General features: G+C 65.5%; 12 protein-coding genes. 6 read left to right on the forward strand and 6 right to left on the reverse strand.

What is annotated here, in order from left to right; genetic code table 11:
* Positions 1–183: 183 nt before the first annotated feature.
* Together QXZ94_RS24535 and QXZ94_RS24540 are read right to left on the reverse strand one after the other, a co-directional pair.
* A complete protein-coding gene (locus tag QXZ94_RS24535; RefSeq protein ID WP_315722687.1) occupies positions 184–1686 on the reverse strand; it encodes an NAD(P)/FAD-dependent oxidoreductase in 1503 nt (500 codons plus the stop codon).
* A gap of 107 nt (positions 1687–1793) precedes the next feature.
* Positions 1794–2570: a S1 family peptidase gene (locus QXZ94_RS24540; RefSeq protein WP_315722689.1), complete on the reverse strand. Its 777-nt coding sequence runs from the start codon at positions 2568–2570 to the stop codon at positions 1794–1796.
* Between the two features lie 89 nt (positions 2571–2659).
* On the opposite strand from QXZ94_RS24540, the gene QXZ94_RS24545 reads away from it, so the two are divergent.
* Positions 2660–3298, forward strand: coding sequence for an HAD-IA family hydrolase (locus QXZ94_RS24545; RefSeq protein WP_315722691.1), 639 nt, complete (start codon positions 2660–2662; stop codon positions 3296–3298).
* Between the two features lie 29 nt (positions 3299–3327).
* Here the strand turns inward: QXZ94_RS24545 and mtnA are convergent, their stop codons facing one another.
* The 3 genes from mtnA to QXZ94_RS24560 all read right to left on the reverse strand — a co-directional run bounded on the left by mtnA (position 3328) and on the right by QXZ94_RS24560 (position 5686).
* Positions 3328–4434 carry an S-methyl-5-thioribose-1-phosphate isomerase gene (gene mtnA / locus QXZ94_RS24550; RefSeq protein ID WP_315722693.1) on the reverse strand — a complete coding sequence of 369 codons (1107 nt, stop codon included), beginning with the start codon at positions 4432–4434 and terminating at the stop codon, positions 3328–3330.
* A 13-nt stretch (positions 4435–4447) separates the two neighbouring features.
* Positions 4448–5323 (reverse strand): S-methyl-5'-thioadenosine phosphorylase, encoded by an 876-nt coding sequence (locus tag QXZ94_RS24555; protein WP_315722695.1) that lies wholly within the window; start codon positions 5321–5323, stop codon positions 4448–4450.
* 90 nt (positions 5324–5413) lie between these two features.
* On the reverse strand, positions 5414–5686 hold the full coding sequence (locus tag QXZ94_RS24560) for a phosphopantetheine-binding protein (RefSeq protein WP_172110394.1): 273 nt from the start codon (positions 5684–5686) through the stop codon (positions 5414–5416).
* Positions 5687–6031: 345 nt separating this feature from the next.
* On the opposite strand from QXZ94_RS24560, the gene QXZ94_RS24565 reads away from it, so the two are divergent.
* From QXZ94_RS24565 to QXZ94_RS24575, 3 genes are read left to right on the forward strand one after another with little or no spacing between them, the layout of a single operon-like run.
* Complete coding sequence (locus QXZ94_RS24565; RefSeq protein ID WP_315722697.1) at positions 6032–7258, forward strand: acyl-CoA dehydrogenase family protein; 1227 nt, start codon at positions 6032–6034, stop codon at positions 7256–7258.
* 39 nt (positions 7259–7297) lie between these two features.
* Complete coding sequence (locus tag QXZ94_RS24570; protein ID WP_315722699.1) at positions 7298–8260, forward strand: amino acid--[acyl-carrier-protein] ligase; 963 nt, start codon at positions 7298–7300, stop codon at positions 8258–8260.
* 35 nt (positions 8261–8295) lie between these two features.
* On the forward strand, positions 8296–9177 hold the full coding sequence (locus QXZ94_RS24575; protein WP_315722701.1) for an acyl-CoA acyltransferase: 882 nt from the start codon (positions 8296–8298) through the stop codon (positions 9175–9177).
* A 1-nt stretch (position 9178) separates the two neighbouring features.
* Here the strand turns inward: QXZ94_RS24575 and QXZ94_RS24580 are convergent, their stop codons facing one another.
* The gene (locus QXZ94_RS24580; protein ID WP_315722703.1) at positions 9179–10066 is read right to left on the reverse strand and encodes a branched-chain amino acid aminotransferase; all 888 of its coding nucleotides are present in this window, start codon (positions 10064–10066) and stop codon (positions 9179–9181) included.
* 141 nt (positions 10067–10207) lie between these two features.
* Here QXZ94_RS24580 and QXZ94_RS24585 point away from each other — a divergent pair, with 141 nt between their 5' ends.
* Together QXZ94_RS24585 and QXZ94_RS24590 are read left to right on the forward strand one after the other, a co-directional pair.
* Entirely contained in the window at positions 10208–11164 is a 957-nt protein-coding gene (locus QXZ94_RS24585) for an alpha/beta hydrolase (protein WP_315722705.1), read from the forward strand.
* A 150-nt stretch (positions 11165–11314) separates the two neighbouring features.
* Positions 11315–12619 carry an O-acetylhomoserine aminocarboxypropyltransferase/cysteine synthase family protein gene (locus QXZ94_RS24590; protein ID WP_315722707.1) on the forward strand — a complete coding sequence of 435 codons (1305 nt, stop codon included), beginning with the start codon at positions 11315–11317 and terminating at the stop codon, positions 12617–12619.
* Positions 12620–12622 lie beyond the last annotated feature (3 nt).

Consider the following 12622-nt stretch of genomic DNA (forward strand, 5'->3'; position numbering starts at 1 on the left):
GGCAAGCCCACTGACGCAAAGCGGCAGTGGGCGCCGACCCGGGACCCATACCGCGTGATCCCTCTCGAGGCGGGCCGCACGTTGAGCCTTGTGCCCAACACGTCCGCCTGTGGTCATGGATCCCCGCCTTCGCGGGGATGACACCGTCTTTGGAGCAGCGGCTCGGCCGGCCGCCGTCAGCACTCACCCATAAACAAACGCCGGATCATCGAGATCGATCGCAGGAATCTCGTCCTTCTCGCTCCAGTAATCCTGGCTGTGTTGCCATTCCGGCTTGTCGCCGCGCTTCGGCAGGAGATGCATGTTGCGCATCATGTAGCCGGGATTGAAATTCTCCGGATCGATCCAGGGCAGCAACGGCATGTTGTGATCTTCCGGACGCAGCGCCGGCATCACCTTCTGCACGCCCTTCGCCTTCATGTGCGCGAGCAGCCGGCAGACGAACTCCGCGACCAGATCCGTGCGCAATGTCCAGCTGGCGCGGAAATAGCCGAACACCCAGGCGAGATTCGGCACGCCCGAGAACATCATGCCCCGATAGGTCACGGTCTCGGCGAAGTCGAGCGCCTTGCCGTCGATCGAGAACGCGATGTCGCCGAGCACGCAGAGGTCGAATCCGGTGGCGGTGATGATGATGTCGGCCTTGAGCTCATCGCCCGACTTCAGCTTGATGCCGGCTTCCGTGAAGCGCTCGATCTCGTCGGTGACGACGGAGGCCTTGCCGCTCTTGATGCCCTCGAACAGATCGGCATCAGGCACGAAGGCAATGCGCTGCCGCCACGGGCGATAGCTCGGGGTGAAATGCCTGGCCGCCTGTTCGGGGCCGATGATGGCGCTGATCTGACCGATCAACTCCTTCTTGACCTGCTCCGGCTCCGTCAAGCAACGCTTGGTGAACCAGTCCTGCTCGAACAGGATCTTGCGCCGGACGATCTCGTGAATCCATTCTTCCTTGACCTGCAGCCGGCGCAGCTCCTCGGCGAGTTCGATGGCGTTGCGGCCGATCCGGAAGTAGGTCGGCGAGCGCTGCAGCATCGTGACATGCGCGCATTTGCCGGCGATCGACGGCAGGATCGTGGCCGCGGTCGCACCGGAGCCGATGACGACGACCTGCTTGCCAGTGAGATCGAGATCCTCAGGCCACACTTGCGGGTGCACGATACGGCCCTTGAAGGTCGCCATGTCCCGCCACTCGGGCGTGTAGCCTTTCGAGTGGCGATAATAGCCCTGGCACATCCAGAGAAAGTTCGCCGTGATCGTCACCGGCTCCTCCGCCCTGCCCTTGACGGCATGAACGGTCCAGAGATTGGTCACGCTCGACCAACTCGCAGAGAGGATGCGATGGCCATAACGGATGTGACGGCCGAGATCGTTCTCCTCGATCACGTCGCCCATGTATTTGAGAATCTCGTCGGCGGTCGCGATCGGCGGCCCGACCCACGGCTTGAAGCTGTAGCCGAAGGTGTGCAGGTCGCTGTCCGAGCGGATGCCGGGATAGCGATGCGTGCGCCATGTGCCGCCGAAGCTCTCCTGGCTCTCCAGGATGACGAAGCGCGTGTCCGGCAACTGCTTCGTCAACTGATAGGCGCTGCCGATGCCGGAGATGCCGGCACCAACGATGAGCACGTCGAAATGTTCGGTCGCGTGAGAGGACGCGGCCTCCCGGATGGGCGCGATGACGTTCATGGGAGTCCTTGGGCTTTTGATTTGTCGTTTCCTCGCCCGACAGGCTGAACCCGAACACGAGGATGGTCAACCCGCGACGCGCGGCCACAACCCGGCCCTGAACGATCTCAATTTCCGCCGAGCGGCATGCCCCATTGCCGTGCGGTCTGCACGACCCAGCCGCGGTACAGGGTGAGCGGCGTAACTCCGGTCATTCCGCCGCAGCCGTCCGCCAGATTGGGCCCGGTCGACCATGAGATGACACCGATCAACACCTGCACTTGGGCTTGCGCTTGCGCCTGCGTCTCGAAGGCGGGCCCGCCGGAATCGCCGGTGCAGCCGCCGAGTCCCGGCTTGGCACCTTGCGTCATGGGATCGACCAGCCGGATCTGCAAAGTTCCTGGCTTGCCCGTCGCGACCAGCGACGCGGCGCGCACCACGCCGCCGCTCTTGCCGTCACCCGGCAGCGCGACACCGATGCCGGCGACGGTGAAGGCGTTGCCGGCCGCCAATGGCGGCTGCGGCACCCCGAGCGGAGCAGGAACGCGCTCCGTCGCCGGCGCCTCCAACTCCAACAGCGCGACATCGGCCGTGGCGCGATGGGCCTGGATCGATTGGACGCTGAAACCCGGATGCACGGCCACGCGCCGGACCGTCTTCAGCACGGGCTTTCGTCCGCGATCGTATTCCACGATGCGGTAATCGACGCCCGGCTGCACGCAGTGTCCGGCGGTCAGCACCAGCCTCGGGGCGATCAACGCACCGCTGCAGAAATTGCCGCGCGAGCCGACGATGGTGACCACCGAGCGCCCGATGCCGTCATTCAGCGCGGGCGCGTTGCCGACGATGGCAAGGGCCGGCGACGAAAGCAGCAACAGGGCGGCGGTGATCGCGGGAAGCTTCATTGCCGCAGCAATAGCGGTTGCCGGCGATATCGCCAAGTGCGGCGTCCCGTGTTAGCGATCATCGAGGGTATCGAGCGAAGGACGGGGCAGTGATGGTCGAGGCGGTGATCTTTGACTTCGGGGGCGTGATGACCACTTCGCCGTTCGAGGCGTTCGCGCGGTTCGAGCGGGAGCGCGGCTACCCCGTCGACATCATCCGCAACACCAATGCCGCCAACCATCTCGAGAACGCCTGGGCGAAGTTCGAGCGCGCCGAGATCGACCTCGATACGTTCGACCGTCTGTTCGCGCAGGAGTCGCTGGCGCTCGCCGGCGCCGCGGTCAGCGGCCGCGAAGTGCTGCCGCTGCTCGCCGGCGATCTCCGCCCCGACATGGTGGAGGCGCTGCGCCGCATCAAGTCGGAGTGCAAGACCGGCTGCATCACCAACAACCTGCCGGCCAACGCGATCGGCAGCCAGGGCGGACGCTCGTTCTACGTCGCAGAGGTGATGGCCCTGTTCGATCACGTGATCGAATCGGCCAAGATCGGCCTGCGCAAGCCCGATCCGCGGATCTATCGGATGATGACGGACGCGCTCGGCGTCAGCCCCGCGGACTGCGTCTATCTCGACGATCTCGGCGTCAACCTGAAGCCCGCTCGCGAGCTGGGCATGACCACGATCAAGGTGGTCAGCGCATCGCAGGCGATTGCCGAGTTGGAAGCAGCGACCGGGCTTGCCTTGCGCTGACTGTCGTGACGCGGGCTTCGCGATAACGGCTAATAGTTGGTCTGTTTCGCCCGCTCGGGAAACGCGGCCAACAATGCCGCACCATCGGCCTGTAGCACGCCGCGTTCGGTAATCAGTCCGCTCACCAGCCGCGCCGGCGTGACGTCGAATCCATAGTTCGCCACGGGCGATCCCGGCGGCACGACGCGCACGGTCTCGATGCGGCCATCGGCGGTGCGGCCCGTCATCTCCGTGACCTCCTGCGCGCTACGCTGCTCGATCGGAATCTGCCGCCCGTCGGCGACGGCGAAGTCGATGGTCGGCGACGGCAGCGCGACGTAGAACGGCACGCCGTTGTCGTGCGCCGCCAGCGCCTTCAGATAGGTCCCGATCTTGTTGCAGACGTCGCCATTGGCGGCGACGCGATCCGTGCCGACGATGGCGAGATCGACCATGCCGTGCTGCATCAGATGACCGCCGGTGTTGTCCGGAATGACGGTGTGCGACACGCCGTGATGCCCGAGCTCCCAGGCGGTGAGCGAGGCACCCTGGTTGCGCGGCCGAGTTTCGTCGACCCAGACATGGATCGGAATGCCGCGATCATGCGCCAGATAAATCGGCGCCGTCGCGGTCCCCCAGTCGACGGTCGCAAGCCAGCCCGCGTTGCAATGCGTGAGCACGTTGACCGCCTCGCCCGGCTTCTTATGCGCCGCCGCCGCTTCGATCAACGCGAGGCCATGCGCGGCAATGCCCTGATTGATGGTGACGTCCTCGCCGGCGATGTCCACGGCGCGCGCATAGGCCGCATCGCGCCGCTCCGACGGCGCCAGACGACGCAGCATCGCGCTCATCGTATCGAGCGCCCATTTCAGGTTGATCGCGGTCGGCCGCGTCGCGATCAGCATTGCATAGGCGCGGTCGATGCCGGAATCGGAGCGGTCGTCGCGCATCGCCAGCGCCATGCCGAACGCAGCCGTGGCGCCGATGAGGGGCGCGCCGCGGACCAGCATGTTGCGGATCGCATCCGCTGCCTCCTCGCAGGTGGTGATCTTGGCCAGGACGAACTCGTGCGGCAGACGCCGCTGATCGATCGCACAGACCGACCAGCCGTCCGCATCGAGCCAGATGCTGCGATAGTGCTTACCGTCGACCTTCATGTCCGCCCTTCCCTCAGCCGCGCAGGATGCGTCCGGCGACCGCGTCGAGCTTTTTCAGGAGCTCGGGATCGCGCGCCTCGGGCGCGGTGATCAAGGCGGTATCGAGCGCACGGTCGGAGCCGATCGGACACGGCTCGTGCTCGCGCGGAAATTCGCGGGCGAGACGCGCCACGAGCGCCTTCGCCTTGTCGGCATTGGTGGTGAGCACGCGAATGATGTCCTGCACCGTGACCGCGTCATGGTCCGGATGCCAGCAATCGAAGTCGGTCACCATGGCGACGGTCGCGTAGCAGATCTCGGCCTCGCGGGCGAGCTTGGCCTCGGGCATGTTGGTCATGCCGATCACCGAATAGCCTGCGCTCTTGTAGGTCATGCTCTCCGCGTAGGTGGAGAATTGCGGTCCCTCCATGCAGACATAGGTGCCGCCGCGGGCGATCGCGATGTCCTCTGCCTCGGCCGCCGCAGCCAGATGGATGCGCAGCCGCGGCGATACCGGATGGGCCATCGACACATGCGCGACGCATCCCTTGCCGAAGAACGAGCTCTCGCGCTTGTAGGTGCGATCGACGAACTGGTCCACAAGCACGAACGTGCCCGGCGGCAGCTCCTCCTTGAACGAGCCGCAGGCCGACAGCGACACCAGATCGGTGACCCCGGCGCGCTTCAGCACATCGATGTTGGCGCGGTAGTTGATGTCCGACGGCGACAGCCGGTGTCCCTTGTCGTGGCGCGGCAGGAACACGATCGGCAGGCCGGCAATGGTTCCGCGGCGCAGCGGCGCCGACGGCTCACCCCAGGGGCTCGCGATCGCCTCTTCGCGGGCATCCTCCAATCCTGGCAGATCATAGATGCCCGAGCCGCCGATAATGCCAAGCACAGCCTTCGTCATGACGTCCCCATCTCCAAGGGAGACGAGAATGCCAGCTTTGCGCCGGATTGAAAACAGCCGGCCGAAAGACTGCCCCGCGTTGCCTTCGGATCAGGCCGCCTTGGCCGCCGCCAGATGACCGCTCACCAGACGCACCAGTGTCGCGACCGACTGGAAATTTTCCGGCGTGATCAGCTCCTGCGGAATGGTGAAGTCGAACTCCGCTTCGATCCCCAGCATCAGGTTGACCATGTCCATCGAGGTCAACCCGACATCCACCAGCTTCGCATCGGCCGCCACGTCGGCGGATATCGCATTCTGCGCGAGGATGTCGCGCACCAGCGTGACGATCCGGCTGCTCACATCGGCTTCGAAGCTTGGCATGCTCACTCTCTGTTTTTTACAACGCGCGAGGACCTGCGACCTCGCCGCAGATCGTCGGCCTGACATAACGCACGTCTGCCCCCGAAAGCGTTACGTCCAGACCCTGCTGCCAGAATGAATCTGCTTTAACGCTAACGCGGTGGTGAGGATTCTCGCACTCAAAAAAACCAGGAATTAACCCCCAGCCGTCGATTGCACAGCGTTTACCCTGAATTTCGTCGACGTATTTGAATCAAATCCATACCCTGCGTTGTAGCCCAGGGAAGGCGCAGGGCATCGCTGCAACGTGACGGGATGCGCGTTGCCGATCTCTCAACAAGGCAAAATCCGGAGCATTGATCGGTCATGACTCTCCAGGGAACCGCGCTTCGCAACCCGACCGCTGACGACAGCGATAGCCTCCTGCTCGATCGCAGCTCGCTCTTTGTCCAGCGCACCAGCGCCGTTGCCGCGCTGGCTGCCGCGGAGGCCGAGGAGGTCGACCGGGACGGCCGCTTCCCCAAGGCGGCGATCGATGCGGCCCGCGAGCACAAGCTGCTCGGCATGCAGATTCCGGTCGAGTTCGACGGCTTCGGCGCGTCGATCCACGACATTGCCGATGTCTGCTATGCACTCGGCAGCGCCTGCGCGTCCAGCGCCATGATCTTTGCCATGCATCAGACCAAGGTCGCCTGCCTCGTGCGCCACGGACGCGGCAGCCCCTACATGGAATCCCTGATGCGCCGGATCGCGTCCGAGCAGCTGCTGATGGCCTCGTCCACCACCGAGGGCCAGAACGGCGGCAACATCCGCGCCAGCGCTGCGGCGGTCGGCCAAGACGGCAACGGCATCACGCTGCTGCGCGACGCCACCGTGATCTCCTACGGCGCCGAAGCCGATGGTCTCGTCACGATCGCGCGGCGCGCCGACGGCGCAGCGGCGTCGGATCAAGTGCTGCTGGCGCTGACGAAGCACGACTACACGATCAAGCGCACCCAGGGCTGGGAAACGCTCGGCATGCGCGGCACCTGCTCGACGGGCTTCGAGCTCAAGGTCGCTTGTCCGTCGGACCGTATGTTCGCCGAGTCGTATGACCGCATTCACGGCCAGACCATGACGCCGTTCGCCCATCTCTGCTGGTCGTCAGCCTGGGCCGGGATCGCCGCCGCGGCGGTGCAACGGGCGCAGCGCTTCCTGCGCAAGGCGGCACGCGGCGCCGGCGGACAGATGCCGCCGGCTGCTGCCCACTACACCGCGGCGAAGATGGCGCTGGCCCGGCTGCGCGCGATGATCGTCACGAACATGGACGCCTTCGCCGCCCACGAGTTCGACGAGCGCGCGCTGTCATCGCTCGACTTCCAGTCTTCGATCACGCTGCTGAAGGTGCAGGCGTCCGAGCTCGCGGTCGAGACCGTGATGCATGCGATGCGCGCCTGCGGCCTGTCGGGCTACCGCAATGACGGCGACTTCTCGATCGGCCGTCACCTCCGCGACGTGCTGTCGGCGCCCATCATGATCAACAATGATCGCATTCTCACCAACATCGCCACGGCGAACCTCATGAGCGCGGTGCCCTCCTCACTCTACGAATGATCGTATCTCAGCCATTGCCTCCACCCAGGATTTTGCAGAATGACGATTCCCGTTCTCCCGCAGTCGCCCGAGATTGCCCCCCACGCGGCCGACGCTCTGGATCACCTCACCGACGCCCTGTTCCATCGCATGGGCGCCGATGGCGTCTATGCCCGCACCGCGCTGTATGAAGGCGTGGTCGATCGGCTGGCTGCGCTGATCAGCCGGCATCGCGAGCCGGGCACCGAGGTGATGCGCTTCCCGCCGGTGATGAGCCGTGCACAGCTGGAGAAATCCGGCTACCTCAAGAGCTTTCCCAACCTGCTCGGCTGCGTCTGCGGCCTGCATGGCACCGAGCGCGACATTCACGACGCTGTTGCGCGCTTCGACAGAGGCGGCGACTGGACCACGTCGCTGTCGCCCGCCGATCTCGTGCTGTCGCCGGCCGCCTGCTATCCGGTCTATCCGATCGCGGCGAGCCGCGGCGCCCTGCCCGTCGGCGGCCTGCGCTTCGACGTCGCGGCCGACTGCTTCCGCCGTGAGCCGTCGCGTCATCTCGACCGGCTGCAGTCCTTCCGGATGCGGGAATATGTCTGCATCGGCACGCCCGACGACGTCTCGGAATTCCGCGACCGCTGGATGGTGAAGGCGCAGGCGATCGCGCGGGATCTCGGCCTCTCATTCCGCGTCGATCACGCCAGCGATCCGTTCTTTGGCCGCGTCGGCCAGATCAAGGCCGTCAGCCAGAAGCAGCAGTCGCTGAAGTTCGAGCTGCTGGTGCCGCTGCGCTCGGAGGAGCAGCCGACCGCCTGCATGAGCTTCAACTATCACCGCGAGCATTTCGGCACCACCTGGGGCATTTCCGATACCGACGGCGCACCGGCCCACACCGGTTGCGTGGCCTTCGGCATGGACCGCCTCGCCGTCGCCCTGTTCCACACCCACGGCATCGACCTCGGGCGCTGGCCGTCGCGCGTGCGCGAGGCGCTGCAGCTGGAGCGTCAGCCGGACGTCGTCGGCTGACACCGCGCCCGCCTCGACGGGAGATCGGCACAACCATGGCCGCGCTCAAGCCGCTGATCCGATGCCGCGAGATCGGGGACTCCGATATAGATGCGGTCACCGATCTGCTGACGCGCGGCTTCCCACGGCGATCGCGCGACTACTGGGCGCGCGGCCTGCAGCGCCAGGCGGCGCGGACGGTCCCTGAAGGTTACCCCCGCTACGGCTACCTGCTCGAGCATGACGGCGCGGCGGTCGGCGTGCTGCTCCTGGTCTATCACGATCGCGGCACGGCCTCGCAGCCTCGAATCTGGTGCAACCTGTCGAGCTGGTATGTCGAGCCGCCGTTTCGCAACTATGCGACGATGCTGACCAGGATCGCCCAGCGGCGCTCCGAGGTCACCTACGTCAACATCAGCGCCGCGCCCCAGACCTGGCCGATCATCGAGGCACAGGGCTTCCGCTCCTATTGCCGCGGCCTGTACTTTTCGGTTCCGGTGCTTTCGATGGCCGGCCAAGGCACGCGAGTCGATCTGGTCGCGGCGGACGCGCACACCGTGGAGGGCATTTCATCCGACGAAGCGGACCTGCTGATCCGCCACGCGAACTATGGCTGCCTCAGCGTCGTCGTGAGATCGAAGCAGGTCGATATTCCCCTGGTCTTTCAGCAGGTGCGCGCCCGACAGGGGCGTTTCGCATTGCCGGCGATGCAGCTGGTATACTGCCGCGAGATCTCCGACTACGTTGCCTGCGCCGGAGCGATCGGCCGCTTCCTGATGCGGCGCGGGCGGGTGTCGGTGATGATCGATGCCAATGGACCGGTCGCTGGGTTGGTCGGGGTCTACACGGAACGCCGCGGCCGCAAGTATATCAAGGGACCGCAGCCGGCGCGGCTCGGTGATCTCAGCGACACCGAGCTTGCCATTTTTGGCGCCTGACCTAGGCCGCCGCTCTGACCGCATGGGCATAGTCCCAGTACAACCGTCGCGCCCGGCTGAAGACGGGGCCGATCGGCAATGTCCGGTCTTCGATACGAATGACCGGCGCGACCTTGGCGAAATTGCCGGATGAGAAGATCTCATCGGCAGACAGGAAGTCCTCGTAGCGCAGCGTGGTCTCGACCACGCTGACGCCGTCGCTCCGCAGCAGCTCGATGACGCGCTGGCGGGTGATGCCGTTGAGGAAGGTGCCGTTCGGCACCGGGGTGAAGACGACGCCGTCCCTGACCATGAACACATTGGCATTGCCGAACTCGGCGACGTTGCCCAGCAGATCCAGCATCAGGCAGTTGTTGAAGCCGCGCGAGGCCGCCTCGATCAGCGCGCGCGAATTGTTCGGATAGAGACAGGCAGCCTTGGCGTCGACCGGTGCGCATTCTGCGGTCGGCCTGCGGTAGGGCGACAGCGTGATGGCATTACCTGTGGGCTGCGGCATCGGCGCCTCGTAGATGCACAGGCACCAATTGGTGGTTTCGGGATCGAACAAGACCCCGCCGCCGGCGCCGTGCTGCGCCCAGTACATCGGGCGGATGTAGAGCTCGGCCCTCGCGCCGAACCGGGCGATACCCTCCCGCGCCAGCCCCAACCAGGTCTCCACGTCGATCACCGGCTTGAGCCGGAAATTGCTCGCCGACCGGTTGACGCGCTCGCAGTGACGGTCGAGATCGGGCGTCACGCCTTCGAAGGCGCGCGCACCGTCGAACACGGTCGATGCGAGCCACGTCGCGTGCGTCCGCACGCCCATGATCGGCGCATTGCCCTCCCGCCATTCACCCTCGAAGAAGGTCCAGGTCTGCGAGTAGCTGACAGGCTTGACGATGTGGGTCATGGCGACACTCCCGTTCGGCATCGATGATGTCTGCACTTCTGGCGTGAATATTTTAAGGATTTCCCCGTGGCGTCCTGCCGCTCATGATCGATTCATGCCTGTCGGGCACAATGGCGGACGCTTGGTTAACTGGAACCCGTCATGCCGCTCGACCCGCGCGCCCAGCGTCTGCTTTCGATGGTCGCCGCGGTCGCGCCGAGCCGAGCACGCCCCGGTGCCGAGCAGCGCCGGCAATCGCTCGCGAAGCTGATGCAGTTTTCGCGCAACGATCTCGGGGCGGTCATCACGCAGGACGGTCACCTTCCAGGCGCCGCGGGCCCAGTGCGCTACCGCTCGTACGCACCCGCGTCGGACACCAGCGCCTCGCCCCTCCGCCTCCCCGGCTTCATCTACTTCCATGGCGGCGGCCTCGCGGCCGGCAGCATCGATACGCACGACAAGGTCGCCGCGGCGCTGGCTGCGGCCAGCGGATGCCGGCTGCTCTCGGTCGACTATCGCCTCGCGCCGGAGAATAAATTCCCGGCAGCGGTCGAGGACGCCATCGCGGCAACTGATTTCATCACCCGCCACGCTGCGGCCCTCGGCATCGATGCGAGCCAGATCGTTGTCGGCGGCGATTCCGCCGGCGCGACGCTGGCCGCCGCCGTCTGCCAACAGGCCAAGAGCACGACGGCTCCCGCAATCGTGCTTCAATGCCTGATCTGTCCTGTGCTCGATTTCTCCCGGCCGTGGCCGTCGCGCGAGCAATTCGGAGCCGGATTTCTGATCGACAGGACGACGTGGGAGGCCGACCTCGCCGACTACGTGCCCGAAGGGATCGATGTCAGGACCCCACTCATTTCGCCGTTGTGCAGCTCCGATCTCGCGGGATTGCCACCCGCCGTCATCCACACGGCGGAGTTCGATCCGATGCGCGACGAAGGCAACGCCTATGCCGCGCGGCTCGCGGACGCCGGCGTCACGGTCAGCCATGTCTGTCACGACGGCATGGTTCATAATTTCCATGCGCTCGGCGCGCTCCTGCCGCAGGCCAAGTCCGCTCTCGAAATGATCGGACAGCAAATTCGATCGCTCCTCGCGGCTGCGGCTCCAGGTTAATTCGAGGTTTATCCAGCATACATCGTTAGGGTTATTTCGTCGTTCTTGTCGCGAATTATGGACCGCTTTACGCCTGCGCTCCTACAAAGGCACCACTCGCGGAATACGTGCAGCCTGCATCGTCCAACGATGCAGGCGTGGAGATCGCCGATGCGCAACGAGACGATTGCAATCCACGCCGGCTACGAGCCGGAGGCGACCACCAAGGCCGTTGCGGTTCCGATCTATCAGACCGCCGCCTATGCATTCGACAGCGCCGATCACGGCGCCGCGCTGTTCAATCTCGAGGCCGAGGGCTACCGCTACAGCCGCATCTCGAACCCGACGACGGCCGTGCTCGAGAAGCGCGTTGCCGAACTCGAAGGCGGGGTCGGCGGACTTGCGGTCGGCACCGGCCAGGCCGCGCTGCATTTCGCATTCGTCAATCTCGCCGATGGCGGCGGCAACATCGTCTCGGTGCCGCAGCTCTACGGCACCACGCACACGCTGCTCGGTCACATCCTGCCGCGCCAGGGCATCACCGGCCGCTTCGCCGAGAGCGACCAGCCCGATGCGATAGAGCGTCTCATCGACGAGAACACCAAGGCCGTGTTCGCCGAGACCATCGGCAATCCGGCCGGCAATGTCTGCGACATCGAGGCACTGGCAAAGGTCGCGCATCGCAACGGCGTGCCGCTGATCGTCGACAACACCGTCGCAACGCCGATCCTGTTGCGGCCGTTCGACTACGGCGCCGACATCGCCGTCCATTCGCTGACCAAATTCCTCGGCGGCCACGGCACCACGCTCGGCGGCATGCTGGTCGACAGCGGCAACTTCCCCTGGAAGGATCACGCCGACCGCTTCCCCGCCTTCACCCAGCCCGACGCATCCTATCACGGGATGATCTACACCGAGCATTTCGGCCGCAGCGCCTACATCCAGCGCGCCCGCAGCGTCTACCAGCGCACGATGGGCGCCGTGCTGTCGCCGTTCAATGCGTTCCTGCTGCTGCAGGGCATCGAGACGGTGGCGCTGCGCATGGAGCGTCACGTCGAGAATGCCCGCAATGTCGCCGAATTCCTCCGCAACGATCCGCGCGTCGCGTGGGTCAACTACGCCGGCTTCGCCGACAGCCCCTATTATCCGCTCGTTCAGAAATATCTCGACGGCCGTGCCTCGTCGCTGTTCACGTTCGGCATCAACGGCGGCATGGAGGCCGGCAAGGCGTTCTACGATGCCCTGAAGCTCGTCACGCGGCTGGTCAATATCGGCGACGCCAAGTCGCTGGCCTGCCACCCGGCCTCGACGACGCATCGGCAGATGCCGCCCGACGACCAGCGCAAGGCCGGCGTGCTGCCGGAGACGATCCGCCTGTCGATCGGCATCGAGCACATCAGCGACATCATCGCGGATCTCGATCAGGCGCTCGCGCAGGCCTGCCCTCAGCCCCGCCGGCTGGACGCAGCGGAGTAGCGA

The sequence above is a fragment of the Bradyrhizobium sp. SZCCHNS2022 genome, from assembly GCF_032377575.1.
GTDB lineage: Bacteria > Pseudomonadota > Alphaproteobacteria > Rhizobiales > Xanthobacteraceae > Bradyrhizobium > Bradyrhizobium aeschynomenes.

Coding starts and splice junctions, on each gene's coding strand:
- QXZ94_RS24535 (WP_315722687.1), bottom strand. CDS start 1,686: ATGAACGTCATCGCGCCCATCCGGGAGGCCGCGTCCTCTCACGCGACC.
- QXZ94_RS24540 (WP_315722689.1), bottom strand. CDS start 2,570: ATGAAGCTTCCCGCGATCACCGCCGCCCTGTTGCTGCTTTCGTCGCCG.
- mtnA (WP_315722693.1), bottom strand. CDS start 4,434: ATGAAGGTCGACGGTAAGCACTATCGCAGCATCTGGCTCGATGCGGAC.
- QXZ94_RS24555 (WP_315722695.1), bottom strand. CDS start 5,323: ATGACGAAGGCTGTGCTTGGCATTATCGGCGGCTCGGGCATCTATGAT.
- QXZ94_RS24560 (WP_172110394.1), bottom strand. CDS start 5,686: ATGCCAAGCTTCGAAGCCGATGTGAGCAGCCGGATCGTCACGCTGGTG.
- QXZ94_RS24565 (WP_315722697.1), top strand. CDS start 6,032: ATGACTCTCCAGGGAACCGCGCTTCGCAACCCGACCGCTGACGACAGC.
- QXZ94_RS24570 (WP_315722699.1), top strand. CDS start 7,298: ATGACGATTCCCGTTCTCCCGCAGTCGCCCGAGATTGCCCCCCACGCG.
- QXZ94_RS24575 (WP_315722701.1), top strand. CDS start 8,296: ATGGCCGCGCTCAAGCCGCTGATCCGATGCCGCGAGATCGGGGACTCC.
- QXZ94_RS24580 (WP_315722703.1), bottom strand. CDS start 10,066: ATGACCCACATCGTCAAGCCTGTCAGCTACTCGCAGACCTGGACCTTC.
- QXZ94_RS24585 (WP_315722705.1), top strand. CDS start 10,208: ATGCCGCTCGACCCGCGCGCCCAGCGTCTGCTTTCGATGGTCGCCGCG.
- QXZ94_RS24590 (WP_315722707.1), top strand. CDS start 11,315: ATGCGCAACGAGACGATTGCAATCCACGCCGGCTACGAGCCGGAGGCG.